Origin of the sequence: Prosthecobacter sp., assembly GCF_029946185.1 — a bacterium.
Lineage (GTDB): Bacteria > Verrucomicrobiota > Verrucomicrobiia > Verrucomicrobiales > Verrucomicrobiaceae > Prosthecobacter.
The window spans coordinates 1-2,692 of the sequence record NZ_JAQSEA010000119.1 but is presented as its reverse complement, the minus strand read 5'-3'; the positions used below and the strand labels follow the sequence as shown (position 1 = coordinate 2,692).

Genomic DNA, 2,692 nt, shown 5'->3' with positions numbered 1-2,692 from the left:
TCGGTGAGCCTGTAATCCCGGCCGCCGTGGCGGTAGGTGAGTTTTTCGTGATCGAAGCCGAGCAGGTGGAGGATTGTGGCGTGGAAGTCGTGCACGTGGACTTTATTTTCGACCACGGTTGAGGCTATCTCATCAGTCGCGCCATAAGCGAGCCCGCCTTTAACGCCGCCGCCGGCGAGCCATGAGGAAAAGCATGCGCTGTGATGGCCGCGTCCTTTGGTGCCGTCCACGCCGGGAGTGCGGCCAAATTCAGTGGTCCAGACGACGAGCGTTTCATCAAGCATGCCGCGCTGCTTGAGATCGCGCAACAGACCGGCGACGGGCTGGTCGATGCGTTTGGCTTTGCCCTCGTGCGCGGCCATGTCGGCATGGTCGTCCCAGTTTTTGCTGCTGCTGCCATCGACGACTTCGATGAAGCGCACCCCGCGCTCGGCGAGCCTGCGTGCGACGAGGCACTGCCAGCCGAAGCTTTCGTTGTCGCCGCGTTTGACGCCGTAGAGGTCCATCGTGGCGTCGTTTTCCTTGCCGAGATCGAAGGCTTCCTGCGCCTCAGTCTGCATGTGGAAGGCCGTTTCAAACGTGCGGATGCGCGCTGCCAAATCGGTGTCGTGGGCGCGGGCGCTGAGGTGGCGGTTGTTAAGCACGTCGGCGAGACCCAGCTCAAGCTCCTGAAGACCGCGCTGCTGCGAGCGGCGGTCGAGATTGGCGATGGGTTCCTTGCCGCCGACCACGCGCACACCTTGATGATAGGCGGGCAGGAAGTCGTTGTTGAAAATCTGCGTGCCGGCGTAGGGCATCTGCGAAGAGAGCGCGACGAAGGACGGCAGGTTGCTGTTGACGGTGCCGAGGCCGTAGCTGACCCAGGAGCCGATGCTGGGACGCGAGAAGAAAAACGAGCCAGTGTGCATGCCGAGCGTGGCGTTGGCGTGCTCATTGTCATCGCCCTTCATGGAGCGGATGAGGCAGATGTCATCCATCATGTCGCGCAGCTTGGGAAACAAGTCGCTGACCATCGTGCCGCACTGGCCGCCGGGGCGGAATTTCCAGCCGGGCTTCAGCAACACGCGCTGCTGATTCGACAAGCCACCGCCCAATCCCATGGTCTTGCCATCGGCGGCAAAGAGCGCGGGTTTCGGATCAAAGGTGTCCATGTGGGACACCCCGCCGTTGCAGAAGATGAAGATGACGCGTTTCGCTTTGGCCGGAAAATGCGGGCGCTTGGGTGCCAGCGGATCGGCGTTGCCTGCGGCAAGCAGTTCGGAAAGCACGCCGGGCATGAGCAAGGACCCACCGACCATGGAGCGGAGGACTTCGCGGCGGCGAGAAGAATGAGGCAAGTTCATGAGCGGTGAAGGTCAGTCGAGATAAACGAATTCATTGAGGCGGAACAGCGCACGCACATAGGAATGCTGGCTCTCCGAGTCGATTTGGGCGGTGCTCATGCCGTCCTCGCGTAACTGCCGTGTGGCATTGGCGAGGAATGCTTTTCCTGCGGCGATTTCATCGGCCTGCGCAGCCCGTGCGAACAGCAGCTCGTAGGCGCGCTGGATGCGGACGGTGTCATCGCTGGAGAAGGCTTTGAGGCGTTCGGCAAAGCGCCTGGACTGCTCATGCACAAAGGGGTCGTTCAACAAATAGAGAGCCTGCAACGGTGTGGTGCTGGTCGGGCGGGCAGGCGTGCTGGCGGAGGGGTCAGCCCCATCAAAAATGGCGAGATACGGATGCCGCTGAATGCGCTGCGTCATGAGATAGACACTGCGCCTGTTCGTCTCATACACGGCTTTAAAGGCGTTGTGCTGCGTGAAGTTCCACTCGCTCTGCGGCGGGAAGGGATGCGCACCGGCCGGAGTGAGATCAAGGTTGCCGCCGAGTGTGAGCAGCGTGTCGCGGATGCTTTCGGCATCGAGACGGAGGCGCGGAAAACCTGCGAGGAGTTCGTTGGTTGGATCGTGTGCGAGGGCGTCTTCATCGCGTGCTGTGCCGAGCTGGTAGGTGCGCGAAAGCATGATGAGCCGATGCATCGCCTTCACTGACCAGCCACGCTCGCGGAACTGAACTGCGAGGTAGTCGAGCAGTTCAGGATGCGTGGCAGGCTTGCCTTGTTTGCCAAAATCATTTGGAGTGGGGACAATGCCACGGCCAAAATGGTGCTGCCAGATGCGGTTTGCCATCACACGTGCAGGCAGTGGATTATCCCCGGCGAGAATCCACCCGGCAAGCTGCTCACGTCCGCTGGTCTGGCTGTTCGCTGGCAGTTCGGCACCACCGAAGACGGTGAGAAAATGACGCCGCACCGTGTCCCCCGGCTTGGCAGGATCTCCCTTCTGCTGCACCGCCACGTCCTCGCGCTTTTTGGCCTCAGCCACGGCGTAAGCAAATTCAAATGGAAGAGGACTCCTGGCGAAATCCTTCGAGGCTTTCTCAGCGGCAGCAAGTCGGGCCTCCAGAGGTTTCTTTTTGTCGGGCTGGGCCTTCTTTACTTCCTCCTTGAGCGACTTGGCTTCTTTGTCGAGCCGCGATTGTTCTTTCTCTTTGGCGGCTCTCGCAGCCTCGGCTTCCGCGAGCTTGGCTGCGGGTACCAGCGGCACCAGATCGCGTTGTTTCTTGTCCAGCTCGATGCCGGGCCACGGGTAGCGCGTGCTGTGGAAGATGCCGTAGAGCGCGTAGTAGTCCTGCGTGGTGATGGGATCGA

2 protein-coding genes are annotated in these 2,692 nt (G+C 61.1%); both read right to left on the bottom strand.

What is annotated here, in order from left to right; translation table 11 throughout:
* Positions 1 to 1,343 (bottom strand): DUF1501 domain-containing protein (locus PSV43_RS09660; RefSeq protein ID WP_300196194.1); only part of this gene is annotated, 1,343 nt, incomplete at its 3' end.
* Positions 1,344 to 1,355: 12 nt separating this feature from the next.
* Positions 1,356 to 2,692, bottom strand: a 1,337-nt coding sequence (locus PSV43_RS09655; protein WP_300196192.1) for a DUF1553 domain-containing protein, incomplete at its 5' end; no start/stop codon positions are given.